Annotated in this window: 9 protein-coding genes; 6 read left to right on the top strand and 3 right to left on the bottom strand. The window is 64.4% G+C overall.

The genetic code is table 11. The features are described 5' to 3' along the window. Nucleotides 1–87 precede the first annotated feature (87 nt). Nucleotides 88–1,023 carry a chemotaxis protein CheV gene (locus tag J1G34_RS11475; RefSeq protein WP_065891653.1) on the top strand — a complete coding sequence of 312 codons (936 nt, stop codon included), beginning with the start codon at nucleotides 88–90 and terminating at the stop codon, nucleotides 1,021–1,023. A 40-nt stretch (nucleotides 1,024–1,063) separates the two neighbouring features. After that, nucleotides 1,064–1,867 (top strand): MOSC domain-containing protein, encoded by an 804-nt coding sequence (locus tag J1G34_RS11470; protein ID WP_130138801.1) that lies wholly within the window; start codon nucleotides 1,064–1,066, stop codon nucleotides 1,865–1,867. A 49-nt stretch (nucleotides 1,868–1,916) separates the two neighbouring features. On the opposite strand, the gene ppnP is transcribed toward J1G34_RS11470, so the two are convergent. Then, nucleotides 1,917–2,198 (bottom strand): pyrimidine/purine nucleoside phosphorylase, encoded by a 282-nt coding sequence (ppnP, locus tag J1G34_RS11465; protein ID WP_128876301.1) that lies wholly within the window; start codon nucleotides 2,196–2,198, stop codon nucleotides 1,917–1,919. Between the two features lie 197 nt (nucleotides 2,199–2,395). Continuing rightward, nucleotides 2,396–2,938 carry a 3'-5' exonuclease gene (locus J1G34_RS11460; RefSeq protein ID WP_065888362.1) on the bottom strand — a complete coding sequence of 181 codons (543 nt, stop codon included), beginning with the start codon at nucleotides 2,936–2,938 and terminating at the stop codon, nucleotides 2,396–2,398. A 225-nt stretch (nucleotides 2,939–3,163) separates the two neighbouring features. Between J1G34_RS11460 and J1G34_RS11455 the strand changes: the two genes are divergently transcribed. Both J1G34_RS11455 and J1G34_RS11450 read left to right on the top strand, forming a co-directional pair. Then, nucleotides 3,164–3,787, top strand: coding sequence for a TetR/AcrR family transcriptional regulator (locus tag J1G34_RS11455; RefSeq protein WP_065891650.1), 624 nt, complete (start codon nucleotides 3,164–3,166; stop codon nucleotides 3,785–3,787). A gap of 91 nt (nucleotides 3,788–3,878) precedes the next feature. Next, a complete protein-coding gene (locus J1G34_RS11450; protein WP_122462210.1) occupies nucleotides 3,879–4,667 on the top strand; it encodes a substrate-binding periplasmic protein in 789 nt (262 codons plus the stop codon). Nucleotides 4,668–5,188: 521 nt separating this feature from the next. On the opposite strand, the gene J1G34_RS11445 is transcribed toward J1G34_RS11450, so the two are convergent. Beyond that, a complete protein-coding gene (locus tag J1G34_RS11445) occupies nucleotides 5,189–5,740 on the bottom strand; it encodes an RNA polymerase factor sigma-70 (RefSeq protein WP_005789991.1) in 552 nt (183 codons plus the stop codon). Nucleotides 5,741–6,040: 300 nt separating this feature from the next. Here J1G34_RS11445 and J1G34_RS11440 point away from each other — a divergent pair, with 300 nt between their 5' ends. Both J1G34_RS11440 and J1G34_RS11435 read left to right on the top strand, forming a co-directional pair. After that, nucleotides 6,041–6,793, top strand: a complete 753-nt coding sequence (locus J1G34_RS11440) for a thioesterase II family protein (protein ID WP_065933791.1) — start codon at nucleotides 6,041–6,043, stop codon at nucleotides 6,791–6,793. A 51-nt stretch (nucleotides 6,794–6,844) separates the two neighbouring features. Then, nucleotides 6,845–19,741: a non-ribosomal peptide synthetase gene (locus J1G34_RS11435; RefSeq protein WP_222994069.1), complete on the top strand. Its 12,897-nt coding sequence runs from the start codon at nucleotides 6,845–6,847 to the stop codon at nucleotides 19,739–19,741. Nucleotides 19,742–19,843: the final 102 nt, after the last annotated feature.

Here is a 19,843-nt window from a genome sequence, read left to right as displayed (position 1 = left end):
CGGGGTCAAGGTCTGGCGTTTGGCGCCGATAACTTGCCTATATGAACTGCGCACTCGCAGAACTGACATGCACACCAGGAGCTCTCAATGGCCGGCATTCTCGACACGGTAGATCAACGCACGCAATTGGTGGGTGAGAATCGCCTGGAAATTCTCATGTTCCGCTTGTTCGGGCGACAGCTGTTCGCGATCAACGTGTTCAAAGTGCAGGAAGTGCTGCAACTGCCCAAGCTGACCCTGATGCCCCAGCGTCACCCCTTTGTGTGTGGCGTGGTCAACCTGCGCGGCCAGACCTTGCCGGTGATCGACCTGTCCCAGGCCATCGGCATGCGCCCGTTGGTGCCAGGGCCCAACAGCACCATTATCGTCACCGAGTACAACCGCTCGGTGCAGGCCTTCCTGGTGGGTGGCGTCGACCGCATCGTCAACATGAACTGGGAAGCCATCCTGCCGCCGCCGGCCAGCGCCGGGCGCCAGCATTACCTCACCGCCATCAGCAAGGTCGATGACCAGTTGGTGGAAATCATCGATGTGGAAAAAGTCCTGGCTGAAATCGTGCCCTACAACGCCAAGGTCTCCCGGGAAAAACTCGAAGACCCGGTGCTGGAGCGCGCCCGTGGCCGCGAAGTGCTGCTGGTGGACGACTCCAACGTGGCGCTCTCGCAATTGCGTGACACCCTCGGCCAGTTGGGCGTGAAGATGCACATCGCCAGCGATGGCCTCAAGGCGCTGAACATGCTCAAGGCCTGGGCCGACAGCGGCCAGGTGATGACTGACAAGCTGCTGATGATCTTCACCGACGCCGAAATGCCCGAGATGGATGGCTATCGCCTCACCACCGAAATCCGCAACGACCCGCGCCTGCGTAGCCTCTACGTGGTGCTGCACACCTCGCTCTCGGGCAGCTTCAACGAGTCGATGGTGAAAAAGGTCGGCTGCGACAATTTCCTCTCCAAGTTCCAGCCCGACAAACTGGTCGATGTGGTGCGTGAGCGACTGATGCTGGACGAAGTGCCCGCCTGACTTTAGGGTGTGACACTTTGTTCCCCAGGAAAGCAGGCCCATGCTCCGTCTCAGCGCGTTGTACCGTTACCCCTTGAAGTCCGGCAAGGCCGAGGCCCTGCAGCAGATTGGCCTGGACAAGCTGGGGCTCGAAGGGGATCGACGCTGGATGCTGGTGGACGAAGCCAGCGGGCGATTCCTCACGCAACGCGCCGTGGCGAAGATGAGCCAGTTGACTGCCCTGTGGAACACGGCGGGCGGCCTGACCCTCAGTTCGCCGGGCCATGGGACGTTGGACGTGGCACTGCCGTGCGACGACGCGTTGCGCGGTGTGACCATCTGGCACGACACCCTGCGCGTGCCGGACGCAGGCGATGCAGCGGCGGCCTGGGTCAGCGCCTTCATCGGTAAACCGACGCGCCTGGTGCATATGCCCGTGGATCGCGCACGCTTCACCCAGCATGGTTTTGGCCATGATAGCGATCAGGTCGGCTTTGCCGACGGTTACCCCTTGCTGCTGATCGGCCAGGCTTCCCTGGACGATTTATGCACCCATATCGGCCGGCCGATGGACATGCTGCGCTTTCGCCCCAACCTGGTCATCGACGGCGCCGAGGCCTTTGCCGAGGACGGCTGGAAACGCTTGCGCATCGGCGCGGTGGAGTTTCGCGTGGTCAAGCCCTGCTCACGTTGCATCCTCACCACCATCGACCCGCAGACCGGCGAGCGCAGCCCGGACCGCGAGCCGTTCGCGACCCTGCAGGCCTATCGCAGCACCGAGCAGGGCGCGATGTTCGGCCAGAACCTGGTCAACGATGGGGTTGGACGGCTGGAAGTCGGCATGCCGGTGACGGTGCTGGAATGAAAAATGCCCGTCTCGCAGGAGACGGGCATTTTTTTGCGCCGGTGGGCGTTTAGCCGCGGTATTCGCACAGGTAAGCGGTGTCTTCGGCGACCTTCAACTGGAACTTGCTGTTGGCGGGTACGTTGAACTGGCTGCCGGCAGCGAAGGTTTCCCACTCGGCATCAGGCAGTTTGACGACCAGGGCGCCGGAGACCACGTGCATGATTTCACGCTGGGCGGTGCCGAACTCGTATTCACCCGGGGCCATGACGCCGATGGTGGCCGGACCTTCCTTGGTGCCGAAAGCGATCGACTTGACGGTGCCGTCGAAGTATTCGTTGACTTTGAACATGGGTGAATCCTCGTAAAAAGGGTCAAAGCTTACGCCAGGCACTGTAGGAGCGAGCTTGCTCGCGAAAAACCTGAGAGCACCCCGTTAACCCAGATGTGCTGCGTTATCGTTGGCGATCTTCGCGAGCAAGCTCGCTCCTACAGGGGGCAGCATTAAGGCAAAAGGTTGATCAGTATGCCCAAGCCTTTCAGAGCTGCCTAGACCGGCAAAATCAACGGCAGCAGACGCGCCGTGTTGCGCGCATCTTCCAGGGCGCGATGCTGCTGGCCAACGAACTGCATCCCCGCCAATTGCAGCGCGCCATTGAGCCCCAGGGGCTTGTCCAGGCGGCGGGCCTTGGCGAAGCGTTGCTTGAGGTTGACGTGGGGCGTCTGGCCGAGCGCGCTGGCCAGGCCATGGCGTTGCCATTCCAGTTCAAGCTGCACGCGGTCGTAATCGCCCCAACTGGCCCAGCCCTCCAGGCGGGGCCGATGCTGGCCCAGCCAGCGTTCGAACAGCGGCCACACCTCGGTGATGGGCGTTGCCGCGTCGATGTTGGCCTGGGTGATATGGGTCAATTGGCGGCAAAAGGGCGTCAGCAGTGGCCGCCGCAGCGGTCGCACGAAGCGCTGGAAGTGATCCAGCTCGCGACCCTGGCGGTTGACCAGGCTCGCGCCGATTTCGATGACTTCCATCTCCGTCACGGGCCAGCCGCCGTCATCTGTTGTGGCTTCAAGGTCAATAATCAGCCAATGAGGCATGCGCAGGTTCCCGTACTGTTCCTGTCCTGATGGGGATAGAGCGTAGCCGGGCCGTGTAGTTCCGCCCAGGGGGCTTATTCAATCTTCCAATGGCGGGTTGCGATGCCACCAGGCAGGCGCCTGGTTTGTAAACCCTGTACACAAGTTTTGCCCAAGCGCTTGCTTGGTTGACGGCCACGGCCTAAATTGCCCGCCAAGACGATAGTAGACATAAGGGAAAGCAGCATGGATGACCATCAAGCCCTGCGGGTGATGCGCACCATGGTCGACGCTGGCCAATTGACCGACCCGGAGAGCGCCCGGGGCAAGTTGCTGCAAACCGCAGCGCACCTGTTTCGCAACAAGGGCTTCGAGCGCACCACCGTGCGCGACCTGGCCGGCGCGGTGGGCATCCAGTCGGGCAGCATCTTTCATCACTTCAAGAGCAAGGACGAGATCCTGCGCGCGGTGATGGAAGAAACCATCCTCTACAACACCGCGATGATGCGCGCCGCGCTGGAGCAGGCGGGCACTGTGCGCGAGCGCGTGCGGGCGCTGATCCGCTGCGAATTGCAGTCGATCATGGGCGGCAGCGGTGAGGCGATGGCGGTGCTGGTGTACGAATGGCGTTCACTGTCTGCCGAAGGCCAGGCCCGGGTACTTGCCCTGCGCGACGTGTATGAGCACATCTGGCTGCAGGTGCTGGACGAAGTCAAGGCTGCCGGCTACATCAAGGGCGACGTGTTGATCACCCGGCGCTTCCTGACCGGCGCGTTGTCCTGGACCACCACCTGGTTCCGCACCCAGGGCAGCCTGACGCTTGAAGAACTGGCTGAAGAAGCCCTGCTGATGGTGCTCAAGGCGGATTGAGGCGCAGCTATCAATTTACTGGCAAGCGTTGTCTCTCCCGGGAAAAACGCCTAGCTTATCGCCATCATAGAATTCAACGGTGTGTGCCTAGATGTTTTCGCCATGGCGGCTGGCTGCAGGACTTACATTTTGGGCGCTGGGTACCGCAGGGTGGACGCAAGCCGGCGCCGCGCAGTTGGTGAGGGTCGGCGCGGCGCATTTTCCGCCGTATACCGTACGCCCTGAGCAAGGCGCCGATACCGGGTTGCTGCCGCAATTGGTCGAAGCGTTGAACGCCGTGCAAAGCGACTATCAGTTCGTGCTGGTGCCCACCTCGATCCCCCGGCGTTTTCGCGATTTCGAGCAGGGCCGGGTGGACATGGCGATCTTTGAAAACCCCTCCTGGGGGTGGACGAATGTGGCCCATACCAGCGTCGACATGGGGCTGGAAGACGCTGAAATCTTCGTGGCCGAGCGTGAGCCCGGTCGCGACCAGCGCTTTTTCGCCGACCTGGCCGGCAAACGCCTGGCGGTGTTCAGCGGTTATCACTACGCCTTCGCCCAGTTCAACCCCGACCCCAAGTACCTGGCCGAGCACTTCAACGCTACCTTGACCTACTCCCATGACAGTAACTTGCTGATGGTCGCGCGGGGGCGTGCCGATATTGCGTTGGTCACTCGTTCGTACCTGAGTGATTTCATGGTGCGCAACGCGAACATGGCGGACAAGTTCCTGGTGTCGGAGCGCATTGATCAGGTCTATCACCATTACGCACTGCTGCGGCCCAAGGCGCCGATCACCGGGCCGGTATTTGCCGAGCTGCTCAAGCGCTTGCGGGATAACGGCCAGATGCTCAGGATTTTCGCGCCGTATCGGATTGACATAACGCCGCTGCCCTGAGGCCGCAGTTGATCGAGTGTGGGAGGGGGTTTGCCCCCGATGGCGGCCTCTGGGCCGACCAGGATGTTGGATTGGACCGAGTACATATCCGTTTCTGCGGTCACGGCTGCTAATGGTTCCGCTTTTACAGCGGCTCACTTTTGAAAAGCGCAAAAGTAAGCAAAACGCTCTTGCCCCACCACTCGGCACCTCGCTTAGGCTCGGTGTGCCCTCTCTCCGGCTTGAATCCGTGGGCCGCCGCAATGGGCCATCCCTGGCCCAGTGCGGCTAACCCGGCGTCCTGCCGGGTTACCCACGGATTCAAGCCTGCGTTCGGCCAGCGTGGTTTAACGGGGCGCCTGAGATCAAAAGCAGATCAAAAGCAAAAGCGCGGCGGCCTTGGAGCCGACCGGTATTTTGTGTCGATCCCGGTCCAAATGTGGGAGGGGGCTTGCCCCCGATAGCGGTGTGTCAGCTAAAACAGAGCTAACTGACACACCGCATCGCGGGCAAGCCCCCTCCCACAGTGGTTTGTGTGTTGTTCAAACCCTGCGCGCAAACGTATCGCTGTGGCTGCCCGACACTTTGCGGCAGTGCACCAGCGCATCGCGGATCATGAAGTTCACCAGCGTTGGCGAGACCCCGAGTTCCTTGGCGATGTCTTTCTGCGGCACGCCGTGCAGGCGGTACATCTCGAAGGCGTAGCGGGTGCGCTGTGGCAGTTCGGTCAGGGCGTCGGCGATGTTTTCCAGGGTGTTGAAATTGATGTGGGAGGTTTCCGGTGAAGCACCGTGGATAACCACATTCAAGCCTTCCTCTTCGGTACCGGAGTATTTGAGCTCCAGGGCCTGCTTGCGGTAGTGGTCGATCGCCAGGTTGCGCACGATCTGGAACAGATAACTCAGTTGTGCCTTGAACGAAGAGGTGATGGTCGGCGCCGATTGCAGCCGAAAGTAGGCGTCCTGCACCACATCCTCGGCACGGGAACGGCAGCCGGTAATACGCGCTGCGATCTTCACCAGGATCAGTCGATTGTCGACGAATGCCTGGAGAAGGGGTGAGTCGCACCTGCCTGTGGATACTTGTTCCGTCATGGAAATCACCTTGTTGCAAAAAGGTTGGGGGAGGGCGTCCCTGCTGAGGCCTCCTACACATCGGGCAACAAATTATGCTGAATGATAATGATTGTCAAATGAGAAGGCGAACTAATCTTATGCCTTTGGGTAAGGTGTGAACCGCGTCTCGCTTGTCCCCGGCGACTAATTATTTGCCGGGGCCGTCCGTTCTTCTGGGTGAAAGGTTCGTTAGCAAACGGCCAGGGATCAGCACCCGCAGGAGGGCGAAATGGGTTTTTATCGTGCACACAGCGTGTTTCAGCGTGGAGTTCTCGGGTGATGAGTACCCCAACGCCGCTGCGCCTGTTTTGCCTGCCCCATTCGGGCGCCAGTGCCTCGGTCTACGCCCGTTGGCGCCGCGTGTTGCCGGACTGGTTGCAGGTATGCCCACTGGAGCTGCCGGGGCGGGGCATGCGCATGGGCGAACCGCTGCAGCGCGATATCAAGGCCCTGGCTGCCCAGCTCGCCAATGAAATCAGCCGCGACCTGAATGGCCCTTATGCGTTGTTCGGCCACAGCCTCGGCGGCCTGCTGGCGTTCGAGCTGGCGCATGCCTTGAACGCGCGCAATGTGCCGGCGCCGCTGGCGTTGTTTGTCTCCGGCACCGCCGGCCCGGCGCGGCGCGATGTCAGTGACTACGCCATCGAAAAAACCGACGTGCAGTTGATCGCCCGCTTGCGTGAGCTGCAGGGCACTGCCGAAGACGCCTTGGCCAATCCCGAATTGATGCAGTTGATGCTGCCGATCCTGCGCGCCGATTTCCTGCTGTGCGGCAGCTTTACCTATGGCGAACGCGAGCCGCTGGACGTGCCGATCCATGTCTTTGGCGGCAAGCAGGACAGCGTGCGCGCCGACCAATTGCTGGACTGGCAGCTCGAAGCCGCCAGCGGCTTTTCCCTCGACATGTTCGAGGGGCATCACTTCTTTCTCGTGCAGCACGAAAGCGTCGTGCTGCGCTGTATGCGGCGCTATGCCGAGGCCCACCTGGCCCGTTGGCGCAGTGGCGCGGCGCGCCAGCGCGTCGCCGGCTGAACCTCACCGATTTCCCGAATTTCCCGTAAGCCGATTTCAGGCAGGAACCCCATGATGGACGCCTTCGAACTTCCCCGCACTCTGGTCCAGTCCCTCCAGCGCCGTGCCGCGCAGACGCCGGACCGCCTGGCCCTGCGCTTTCTGGCCGAGTCCGCCGAGCACAGCGTGGTGCTCAGCTACCGTGACCTGGACCAACGCGCGCGCACCATCGCCGCCGCCTTGCAAGCCGATGTCGCGATGGGCGAGCGCGCGGTGCTGTTGTTTCCCAGCGGCCCGGACTATGTCGCGGCGTTCTTTGGTTGCCTGTACGCCGGGGTGATCGCGGTGCCGGCTTACCCGCCGGAATCGAGCAAGCGCCATCATCAGGAGCGCTTGCTGTCGATCATCAGCGATGCCGAGCCGCGCCGGCTGCTGACCATCGCCAGCCTCGCCGATGGCCTGGCGCAGATCGAAAACGCACCGCCGCTGTTGAGCGTGGACACCCTCGACCCACAGCTTGCCGACCGTTGGCTCGCCCCCGAGCTGCAGCCCGACGACATCGCCTTCCTGCAATACACCTCCGGATCCACCGCGCTGCCCAAGGGCGTGCAAGTCAGTCACGGCAACCTGGTGGCCAACGAAGTGCTGATCCGCCGCGGCTTTGGCATCGACCTCAACCCGGACGATGTGATCGTCAGCTGGCTGCCGCTGTACCACGACATGGGCCTGATCGGCGGCTTGCTGCAACCGATTTTCAGCGGTGTGCCGTGCGTGCTGATGTCGCCGGCCTACTTCCTGGCGCGGCCGCTGCGCTGGCTCGAGGCGATCAGCGAATACGGCGGCACCATCAGCGGTGGCCCCGATTTCGCCTACCGTCTGTGCAGCGAGCGGGTCAGCGAGTCGGCCCTGGAACGCCTGGACCTGAGCACCTGGCGCGTGGCCTATTCCGGTTCCGAGCCGATCCGCCTGGACACCCTGGAACGGTTCGGCGAAAAATTCGCCGCCTGTGGTTTCAGTTCGAATAATTTCTTCGCCTCCTATGGCCTGGCCGAAGCGACCTTGTTTGTCGCCGGTGGCCGCCGTGGCCACGGCATCCCTGCGCTGCACCTGGATGCGCAGGCGCTGGCCGCCAACCGCGCCGAGCCGGGGCAGGGCAGTGCGGTCATGAGTTGCGGCACCCATCAGCCGGACCACGCCGTGCTGATTGCCGATCCCCACACGCTCTGCGCGTTGGCCGACAATTGCGTGGGCGAACTCTGGGCCAGCGGCCCGAGCATTGCCCACGGTTACTGGCGCAACCCCGAAGCCAGCGCGCGGACTTTCGTCCAGCACGCCGGCCGGACCTGGCTGCGCACCGGCGACCTGGGGTTTATCCGTGACGGTGAGGTGTACATCACCGGGCGCTTGAAAGACCTGCTGATCGTACGCGGACACAATCTGTACCCGCAGGACATCGAGCAAACCATCGAGCGTGAGGTGGAGGTAGTACGCAAGGGCCGAGTGGCCGCCTTTGCGGTAAATGACCACGGCGTGGAAGGCATCGGCATTGCTGCGGAAATCAGCCGCAGCGTGCAGAAAATCCTGCCGCCCGAAGCACTGATCAAGGCGATTCGCCAGGCAGTGGCCGAGGCCTGCCAGGAGGCGCCGTGCGTGGTGGTGTTGCTCAATCCGGGCGCGTTGCCGAAAACCTCCAGCGGCAAGGTGCAACGGGCGGCGTGTGCGCTGCGCCATGCCGATGGCAGTCTCAACTGCTATGCGCAGTTCCCCGACCTGCAAGCGCCAGCCAGTGACGCCGCGCTGGAATCGGTTCTGCAAAACCGGATCGCCGCGATCTGGTGCGAGCAACTGCAGGTGCCGACGGTCGCCGCCGATGATCACTTTTTCCTGCTCGGCGGCAACTCCATCAGCGCGACCCAAGTGGTCGCGCGCCTGCGCGAAACCCTGGGCCTGGAGCTGAACCTGCGCCTGCTGTTCGAAGCGCCCACCCTGCAAGGCTTCGCCGCCAGCGTCGCGCGCCTGCAACAGGACGGCGGCGTTGCCCAGGGCGCGATGGCCTCTGTGTCGCGCCAGGACGACCTGCCGCAATCCCTGGCCCAGAACCGCCTGTGGATCACCTGGCAACTGGACCCGAACAGCAGCGCCTACACCATCCCCGGCGCCCTGCGCCTGCGCGGCGAGCTGGATGAAGACGCCGTGCGCTCAAGCTTCCAGCAGTTAATCCAGCGCCACGAAGCCTTGCGTACACGCTTTTACGAGCGCGATGGCCAGGGCTTTCAGCGAGTCGAGGCCGCGACGGATTTCGCGTTGCACGTCATCGACCTCAGCGACTTGCCCGATGCCGAGCGCCAGGCGCGTGCGCAGCAGGTCCGCGAAGATCAAGCGCGTACCCGGTTCGACCTGGAGAAAGGCCCGCTGCTGCGGGTCACCCTGGTGCGTCTGGACGATGAGGACCATCAACTGCTGGTGACGTTGCACCACATCATCGCCGATGGCTGGTCGCTCACTATCCTGATTGACGAGTTCTCGCGGCTGTACGCCGCTGCCGTCCAGGGCCAGCCCCTTGAGTTGCCGCCACTGACCCTGCAATACGCCGACTACGCCAGCTGGCAGCGCCAGTGGCTGGCCGCCGGTGAAGGCGAGCGACAGTTGGCGTACTGGAAGGCGACGCTGGGGGAGGAGCATCCGCCCCTCAACCTGGCCACCGACCACCCACGCTCGACGCAGGCGCGCAACAGCGCCGCGCGGCATACCGTACGCCTGGACGCGTCCCTCAGCGCCGCGATTGGCCAGACCGCGCGGACCCATGAATCCACCCCGTTCATGCTGCTGCTGGCCGCGTTCCAGACCCTGTTGTATCGCTACAGCGGCCAGCGCGATATCCGCATCGGCGTGCCCAATGCCAATCGCCCGCGCCAGGAAACCCATGGCCTGGTCGGCTTCTTCATCAACACCCTGGTGCTGCGTGCCGAGCTTGACGGGCGCATGCCGTTCAACCAACTGCTGGCCGCGACACGCCAGGCTGCATTGGACGCCCAGGCCCATCAGGACCTGCCGTTCGAGCAACTGTTGGAGGCCTTCCCCCAGGCGCGTGAGCAGGGCCTGTTCCAGGTGATGTTCAACCACCAGCAACGTGACTTGAGTGCCTTGCGCCGCCTGCCGGGCCTGCTCGCCGATGAGCTGCCGTGGCACAGCCGCGAAGCCAAGTTCGACCTGCAACTGCACAGCGAAGAGGACCGCAACGGGCGCTTGAGCCTGTCGTTCGACTACGCCGATGAACTGTTCGACAGCGCCACCCTTCAGCGCCTGGCCGAGCATTACGTTCACCTGCTGCAAGCGGCCTGCGCGCAACCGCAGCACGCCGTGGGCGAGCTGGAGCTGAGCGCAGAGGACGAGCAACGCCCATGGAGCCAGGCGCAGTGCGCGCCGGCCCGGCAATGGCTGCCCGAACTGCTCAACCTGCACACCGCGGACACCCCGGCGCTGGTCTGGCAGGACGCCAGCTTGAGCTTCGCCCAACTGCACACCCAGGCCAACCGCCTGGCCCATTACCTGCGCGACAAGGGTGTGGGCCCGGACGTGTGCGTGGGCATCGCCGCCGAGCGTTCGCCGCAGTTGCTGATCGGTCTGCTGGCGATCATCAAGGCCGGTGGCGCCTATGTGCCGCTGGACCCGGATTACCCCGCCGAGCGCCTGGCCTTCATGCTCGAAGACAGCGGCGTGCACCTGCTGTTGACCCAGACTTCGCTGCTCGAACGTCTGCCGACCACCCCAGGCGTGTGCGTGATTGCCATGGACAGCCTGCACCTGGACAGCTGGCCGAGCCAGCCGCCGGGCCTGCACCTGCATGGCGACAACCTCGCCTATGTGATCTATACCTCCGGCTCCACCGGCCAGCCCAAGGGCGTGGGCAATACCCACGCGGCGCTGGCCGAGCGCTTGCAGTGGATGCAGGCCACCTACCGGTTGGACTCCAGCGACGTGCTGATGCAAAAGGCGCCGATCAGTTTCGACGTGTCGGTGTGGGAGTGCTTCTGGCCGCTGATCACCGGTTGCCGTCTGGTGCTGGCGGGGCCGGGTGAGCATCGCGACCCGCATCGCATCGCGCAACTGGTGCAGGAACATGGCGTGACCACGCTGCACTTCGTGCCGCCGTTGCTGCAGCTGTTTATCGACGAACCGCTGGCAGCCGAATGCACCAGCCTGCGCCGTCTGTTCTCCGGCGGCGAAGCCTTGCCCGCCGAGCTGCGCGACCGCGTATTGGCACGCCTGCCGGCGGTGCAATTGCACAACCGGTATGGCCCGACCGAGACCGCGATCAACGTCACCCATTGGCACTGCGCCGTGGACGATGGCGCGCGATCGCCGATTGGCCGGCCACTGGGCAATGTGATCTGCCGGGTGCTCGACGAGCACCTCAACCCGCTGCCGGCCGGTGTGCCGGGTGAATTGTGCATCGGCGGCATCGGCCTGGCGCGCGGTTACCTCGGCCGTGCCGGGCTGACCGCCGAACGCTTTGTCGCCGACCCGCTGGGCGAGGCCGGCGCGCGCCTGTATCGCACCGGCGACCGTGCGCGCTGGAGCCTTGAGGGTGTGCTTGAATACCTGGGGCGTCTCGATCAGCAGGTCAAGCTGCGCGGCTTGCGGGTGGAACCGCAGGAAATCGAAGCGCGCATGCTGGCGGTTCAGGGCATCGCCCAAGCGGTGGTGCTGGTGCGTGACGAGCAGTTGATCGGTTACTACACCAGCCCTGTGGAACTGGATGCACAGGCGGTGAAAACCGCGCTGGCCGCCCGGTTGCCCGAGTACATGGTGCCCGCCCACCTGATGTACCTGGACGCCATGCCCTTGAGCCCCAGCGGCAAGCTCGACCGCCGCGCATTGCCGCAACCGGTGTGGCAAACCCGCGAACACGTCGAACCCGAGACGCCGTTGCAGCAGCAGATTGCGGCGATCTGGCGCGAAGTGCTCGGCCTGCCGCGTATCGGCCTGCGCGACGACTTTTTCGCCCTGGGCGGCCACTCGTTGCTGGCCACGCAAATCATCTCCCGCACCCGCCAGGCCTGCGACGTCGAGCTGCCATTGCGCACCTTGTTCGATGCCAGCGAGCTGGGCGCTTTCGCCGCACAAGTGGGCCTGATCCAGGCGTCGGGCCAACGCAACCAACAGACCGCCATCGCCAGGGTCGACCGCAGCGCGCCGGTGCCGCTGTCCTATTCCCAGCAGCGCATGTGGTTCCTCTGGCAGATGGAACCGGACAGCCCGGCCTACAACGTCGGTGGCATGGCGCGCTTGCGCGGGGTGCTGGATGTGGGGCGTTTCGAGGCAGCCTTGCAGGCCCTGATCATGCGCCACGAAACCCTGCGCACCACCTTCCCGAGCGTCGATGGCGTGGCCTGTCAACACGTCTGGCCGCAGACCAACCTGCGCATGGACTGGCAGGACTTCTCGGCACTCGACGACAGCGAGCGCCGGCAGCGTCTGCAGCAGTTGGCCGATCAGGAAGCGCACACCCCGTTCAACCTGGAAAGCGGGCCATTGCTGCGCGCCTGCCTGGTCAAGGCCGGTGAGCAGGACCATTATCTGGTGCTGACCCTGCACCATATCGTCACCGAAGGCTGGGCCATGGACATCTTTGCCCGTGAACTCAGTGCGCTGTACGAAGCCTTTATCGACGAGCGCGACTCACCGCTGGCGCCGCTGCCGGTGCAGTACCTGGACTACAGCGTGTGGCAACGCCAATGGCTGGAATCGGGCGAGCGTCAACGCCAGCTGGATTACTGGACCGCGCAATTGGGCCGCGAACATCCGCTGCTCGAACTGCCCGGCGACCGCCCGCGCCCGGCGGTGCAAAGTCATCGCGGCGAGCTGTACCGCTTTGACCTGAGCGATGCACTGGCCGCCCGCGTACGCGCGTTCAACGCCGAACAGGGCCTGACCCTGTTCATGACCATGACCGCTACCCTGGCCGTGTTGCTCTACCGCTACAGCGGCCAGACCGACCTGCGCATCGGCGCGCCGGTGGCCAACCGTATCCGCCCGGAAAGCGAAGGTCTGATCGGTGCGTTCCTCAACACCCAGGTGTTGCGTTGCCAGCTCAATGGACAGATGAGTGTGGCGCAGTTGTTCGAGCAGGTGCGTCACACCGTGATCGAAGGCCAGTCCCATCAGGACCTGCCGTTCGACCATCTGGTGGAGGCGCTGCAACCACCGCGCAGCGCGGCGTACAACCCGCTGTTCCAGGTGATGTGCAACGTGCAGCGCTGGGAGTTCCAGCAGAGCCGCCAACTGGCCGGCATGACCGTCGAGTACCTGGCCAACGATGCCCGCGCCACCAAGTTCGACCTCAACCTGGAAGTCACCGACCTCGACCATCGCCTGGGCTGCTGCCTGACCTACAGCACCGATCTGTTCGACGAGCCGCGCATCGCCCGCATGGCCGCGCATTGGCGCAACCTCTTGGAAGCACTGATCGATAATCCGCACCAACGCCTCAGCGAACTGCCGTTGCTCAGCACCGCCGAGCAGCGCGCCCTGCAGGACAGCCTCGGGGTTGCAGCCGGAGAGCATCGTCTGGACCAGTGCATCCAGACCCTGTTCAGCCAGCAGGCGCGCAAACGTGCCGCGGCGCCGGCGCTGACCTTTGCCGGTGTGACCCTCACTTACGCCGAACTCGACGCCCGCGCCAATCGCCTGGCCTGGATGCTGCGCGAACGTGGCGTCGGCCCGCAGGTGCGGGTCGGCCTGGCGCTGCCACGCTCGCTGGAAATGGTCGTCGGCCTGCTGGCGATCCTCAAGGCCGGCGGCGCCTACGTGCCGCTGGACCCGGAATACCCGCTGGACCGCTTGCACTACATGATCGAAGACAGCGGCATCGGCCTGCTGCTCAGCGATGCGGCGATGTTCCAGGCCCTTGGCGAGTTGCCGCACGCGCTGGCGTGCTGGTGCCTGGAAGATGACGCGGCCAGGCTGGAAAGTTATTCGGCCGATGAGCTGCCGTTTATCAGCCTGGCGCAGCACCAGGCGTACCTGATCTACACCTCCGGCTCCACCGGCAAGCCTAAAGGCGTGGTGGTGTCCCAGGGGGAAATCGCCATGCATTGCCAGGCCGTGATCGAGCGCTTCGGCATGCGCCCGGACGACTGCGAACTGCACTTTTATTCGATCAACTTCGACGCCGCCACCGAGCGCCTGCTGGTGCCGTTGCTCAGCGGTGCCCACGTGGTATTGCGTGCCCAGGGCCAATGGGACGCTGAAGAGATCTGCGCGCTGATCCGCAGCCATCGCGTGAATATCCTCGGGTTCACGCCCAGCTACGGCAGTCAGTTGGCGCAGTGGCTGGCCACGCAACAGCAGACCTTGCCGGTGCGCATGTGCATCACTGGTGGTGAAGCACTGACCGGTGAACATCTGCAGCGTATTCGCGCGGCGTTCCAGCCTGAGCTGTTTTTCAACGCCTATGGCCCGACCGAAACCGTGGTGATGCCGCTGGCCAGCCTGGCGCCGCAACAGGTGGAGGAGGGCGCTGCCAGCGTGCCGATCGGCAGCATTGTCGGCGCGCGCGTGGCTTACATTCTCGACGCCGACCTGGCCCTGGTGCCGCAGGGCGCGAGCGGCGAGTTGTACATCGGCGGCGCGGGCCTGGCTCAGGGCTATCACCAGCGCCCCGGCATGACGGCGGAGCGCTTTGTCGCCGACCCGTTCACCGGCAATGGCGGGCGCCTGTACCGCACCGGTGACCTGGTGCGCCAAGGCCCCGATGGGCAGGTGGAGTACCTGGGGCGTATCGACCATCAGGTGAAGATTCGCGGTTTCCGCATCGAATTGGGCGAGATCGAAACGCGCCTGTTGGAGCATGCGGCGGTGCGTGAAGCGGTGGTGCTGGCGCTGGATTCGCCGAGCGGCAAACAGCTGGTGGCGTACCTGGTCAGCGACGCCGAGCACGGCGCCTTGCGCGACGCGGTGAAGGCCCACCTCAAGGCGCACTTGCCGGACTACATGGTGCCCGCCCACATAATCGTGCTGGACAGCATGCCGCTGACCGCCAACGGCAAGCTCGATCGGCGCGCCTTGCCGCAGCCCGATCCTGAAGCGAATCGCCAGGCGTACGTGGCGCCACGCAATGCGCTGCAAAGCACGTTGGCGGCCATCTGGTGCGCGGTGCTGAACCTGCAGCAAGTCGGCCTCGACGATAACTTCTTCGAGCTGGGCGGCGATTCGATCCTGTCGATCCAGGTGGTCAGCCGTGCGCGGCAGGCGGGCATTCATTTCAGCCCGCGTGACCTGTTCCAGCACCAGACCGTGCAAAGCCTGGCCGCCGTCGCCACGCGCGTCGAGACGTTCAGCGCCGAGCAAGGTGTGCTCACCGGCCGCTCGGGCCTTACGCCGATCCAGCATTGGTTCTTCGACTCCGACATCCCGGCGCGCCAGCACTGGAACCAGGCCCTGGTGCTCAAGCCGCTGCAACTGCTCGAGCCGCATCGCCTGGAGCAGGCCCTGCTGGCGGTGCTGGAGCATCACGACGCGCTGCGCCTGAGCTTCACCCAGCGCGATGCCCAGTGGCACGCCGAGCACCTGGGCGTGCCCCAGGGCGGCATATTGATGCAGGCGCAGGTGCGCGACATGGACCACTGCACCGCGCTGTTCACCGACACCCAGCGCAGCCTCGACCTGGCGCACGGCCCGCTGCTGCGCGCCTTGCTGGTGGACGGCCCGCAAGGCCGGCAGCGCCTGCTGATCGCCATCCATCACCTGGTGGTGGACGGCGTGTCCTGGCGGGTGTTGCTCGAAGACCTGCAAACGGTCTATCGCCAACTGAGCGCAGGCCAGTCCGTCAGCCTGCCGGCCAAGACCAGCGCGTTGCGCGACTGGGCCGCACGTTTGCAGGCCTATGCCCATAGCGAATCCCTGCGCGAAGAGCTGAGCCTGTGGCAAGCGCAGTTGGCGGGCCCGGCGCTGGCCTTGCCGGTGGATCGCCCACACGGCGCACTGCGCCAGCGTGACGCCGAGACCGTCAGCGTGCGCCTGGACGTAGAGCGCACCCGGCAGTTGCTGCAACAGGCGCCGAGCGCCTACCGCACCCAGGTCAACGATCTGCTGCTGACCGCCCTGGCTCGCGTGCTGTGCCGCTGGAGCGGTAACGACGCGGCGTTGATTCAACTGGAAGGCCACGGCCGCGAAAGCCTGTTCGATGACATCGACCTGACCCGCAGCGTCGGCTGGTTCACCAGCGCCTATCCATTGCGCCTGACCCCCCAGGCAGAGCCGGGCGATTCGATCAAGGCGATCAAGGAGCAACTGCGCGGCGTGCCGCACAAAGGCCTGGGCTACGGCGTGCTGCGCTACCTGGCGGACGACCAGTGCCAACGCAGCCTGGCCGCGCTGCCGAGCGCCGACATTACCTTCAACTACCTCGGCCAGTTCGACCAGAGCTTCGGCGCCGACGCGCTGTTTCATCCGCTGGAGGAATCCGCCGGCCTTGCACACGACCCCGATGCACCGCTGCCCACTGCGCTGAGTGTCGACAGCCAGGTGTATGGCGGTGAACTGGTGCTGCGCTGGACCTTCAGCCGCGAGCGCTACGATCAGCAAACCATTGGCAAACTGGCCGAGGCCTATCTGACCGAACTGCAGGACCTGATCGCCCATTGCATCAAGGACGAATCCGGTGGCCTCACGCCGTCCGACTTCCCGCTGGCACGGTTGACCCAGGCGCAACTGGACAGCTTGCCGGTAGCGGCCGGCGCTATCGAAGATGTCTACCCGCTGACCCCGATGCAAGAGGGCCTGCTGCTGCACACCCTGCTGGAACCGGGCACCGGCCTGTATTACATGCAGGACCGCTACCGCATCAACAGTGACCTCGACCCCGAGCGTTTCGCCCAGGCCTGGCAGGCGGTGATCGCCCGCCACGAAGCCTTGCGTGCCTCGTTCTGCTGGAACGTCGGCGAAGACATGCTGCAAGTGATCCACAAGCCCGGCAGCACGCCGATTGACTATCTGGACTGGAGCGCCGACCCCGAGCGTGAGCACGAGCCGCGACTGCAAGCGCTGCTCAAGGCCGAGCGCGAGGCCGGTTTCGATCTGCTCAACCAGGCGCCGTTCCACCTGCGCCTGATCCGCGTGGGCGAGGCGCGTTACTGGTTCATGATGAGCAACCACCACATCCTTATCGATGCCTGGTGCCGTTCGCTGCTGATGAACGACTTCTTCGAGCTCTACCAGGCGCTTGGCGAAGGGCGCGACGCGCAACTGGCCACGCCGCCGCGCTACCGCGACTACATCGCCTGGCTGCAACGCCAGGACCTGGACGAAGCGCGCCAGTGGTGGCAGCGCAACCTGCAAGGTTTCGAGCGCACCACGCCGATCCCGAGCGACCGACCATTCCTGCGCGAACATGCCGGCCACAGCGGCGGCATGGTGGTGGGCGACTGCTACACCCGGCTGGATGCCCGTGACGGCGCGCAACTGCGCGAGCTGGCCCAGGCGCATCAGCTCACCGTCAACACCTTCGCCCAGGCCGCCTGGGCCTTGGTGCTGCGGCGCGTGAGCGGTGATCGCGACGTGCTGTTCGGCGTCACCGTGGCCGGGCGTCCGGTGGACATGCCCGAGATGCAACGCACCGTGGGCCTGTTTATCAACAGCATCGCGCTGCGGGTGAAGCTGCCTGCCGATGACCAGCGGTGCAGCGTGCGCCAGTGGTTGAGCGGGTTGCTCGACAGCAATATGCAACTGCGCGAGTACGAATACCTGCCGCTGGTGACTATCCAGGAACACAGCGAACTGCCCAAGGGCCAGCCGCTGTTCGACAGCCTGTTCGTGTTCGAAAACGCCCCGGTGGAAACCTCGGTGCTCAGCCATGCGCAAAGCCTGAATGCCACCTCCGATTCCGGGCGTACCCACACCAACTTCCCACTGACCGCCGTGTGCTACCCGGGCGATGACCTGGGTTTGCACCTGTCCTACGACCAGCGCTACTTCGATGAAACCACCGTGCAAGGCATGCTCGCCGAGTTCAAGCGCCTGTTGCTGGCGCTGGTGCAGGGCTTCCATGGCGACATGGCCGACCTGCCGCTGATCGGCGAGCAGGAGCGCGCGTTCCTGGTGGACGGCTGCAACCAGAGCGAGCACGACTACCCGCTGGCGCGCAGCTATGTCGAGTTGTTCGAGGAACAGGTGGCGCGATATCCGCAGCGTATCGCCGCCAGTTGCCTTGACCGGCAATGGAGCTATGAGGAGTTGAACCGGCGCAGTAACGGTCTGGGGCATGCGCTGATTGCCGCCGGTGTCGGCCCGGACCAACCGGTGGCGTTGCTGGCCGAGCGTAACCTGGAGTTGCTCGGCATGATCATCGGCAGCTTCAAGGCCGGTGCCGGCTACCTGCCGCTGGACCCTGGCCTGCCGGGCCCGCGCCTGAGCCGCATCATCGACCTGAGCCGTACGCCCTTGCTGGTGTGCACCGAAGCGTGTCGGGAACAGGCCATCGAACTGCTCGACGGCGTCGACTGCCAGTTGCTGGTGTGGGAGGAAATCCCCGCCCGTGGCGAGAACCCGGGCGTCTATAGCGCCCCGGACAACCTCGCCTACGTGATCTACACCTCCGGTTCCACCGGCCTGCCCAAGGGCGTGATGGTCGAACAGCGCGGCATGCTCAACAACCAGTTGAGCAAGGTGCCCTACCTGCAACTGAGCGACGCTGATGTGATCGCGCAGACCGCTTCGCAAAGCTTCGATATTTCCGTGTGGCAGTTCCTCGCTGCGCCGCTGTTTGGCGCGCGGGTGGATATTGTGCCGAACGCCCTGGCCCATGATCCGCAGGGGTTGTTGGAGCATGTTCAGGCACACGGCATCACCGTGCTGGAAAGCGTGCCGTCGCTGATCCAGGGCATGCTCGCCCAGGACCACATTCGTCTCGACGGCCTGCGCTGGATGCTGCCGACCGGTGAAGCGATGCCGCCGGAGCTGGCGCACCAATGGCTGCTGCGCTACCCGCAGATCGGCCTGGTCAACGCCTACGGCCCGGCGGAATGCTCGGACGACGTGGCGTTCTACCGCGTCGACCTGGCCTCGACCCGTGGCACTTATCTGCCGATTGGCACGCCCACCGACAACAACCGTCTGTACCTGTTGGACGGCACGCTGGAGCTGGTGCCCCAAGGCGCCGTCGGTGAAGTGTGCGTGGCCGGCATCGGCGTCGGTCGCGGTTACGTCAGCGACCCGCTGCGCACCGCACCGGTGTTTGTACCGAACCCGTTCGGCGCACCGGGCGAACGCCTGTACCGCACCGGCGACCTGGCGCGCCGGCGCAGTGACGGCGTGTTGGAGTATGTCGGGCGCGTCGACCACCAGGTGAAGATTCGCGGCTACCGCATCGAACTGGGTGAAATCGAAGCACGCCTGCACGAACAACCCGAGGTGCGTGATGCGGCGGTCGGTGTCCAGGAGGGCGTCAACGGCAAGCACCTGGTGGGCTACCTGGTGCCGGTTGATGAAACCCTCAGCCCAGGCGAACGCCTGGACCGTATCAAGCAACGCCTGCGCGCCGAATTGCCGGAATACATGGTGCCGCTGCACTGGCTGTGGCTGGAGCGCCTGCCGCTCAACGCCAACGGCAAACTTGACCGCAAGGCCCTGCCGGCCCTGGACATCGGCCAGTTGCACAGTCAGGACTACCTGGCGCCGCGCAATGAACTGGAAACCACCCTGGCCGCGATCTGGGCCGAAGTGCTCAAGGTCGAACGGGTAGGGGTGCAGGACAACTTCTTCGAACTGGGCGGGCATTCGTTGCTGGCGACACAGATCGCTTCACGGGTGCAGAAGACGCTGCAGCGCGATGTGCCGCTGCGGGCGATGTTCGAGTGCAGCACGGTGGCGGAGCTGGCCGAATATATCGAGGGCTTGGCGGGCAATGAGATCAGTGCCGAGAAGGTGGATCGGTTGAGTGATTTGATGGCGGAGCTGGAGGGGTTGTGAGACGGCCACTGGTCTGGAATATCGAGTTTTTTCAGCAGAACTGTCAATTCTGACAGTAGACAGGATTCCTGATCCACGTGTTAGATAACCGCAGTTTCCGGC

The sequence above is a fragment of the Pseudomonas sp. Wu6 genome, assembly GCF_019891515.1.
Lineage (GTDB): Bacteria > Pseudomonadota > Gammaproteobacteria > Pseudomonadales > Pseudomonadaceae > Aquipseudomonas > Aquipseudomonas orientalis_A.
Note: the sequence above shows the minus strand (reverse complement) of the source record. Positions and strands in the feature narration are given on the sequence as shown.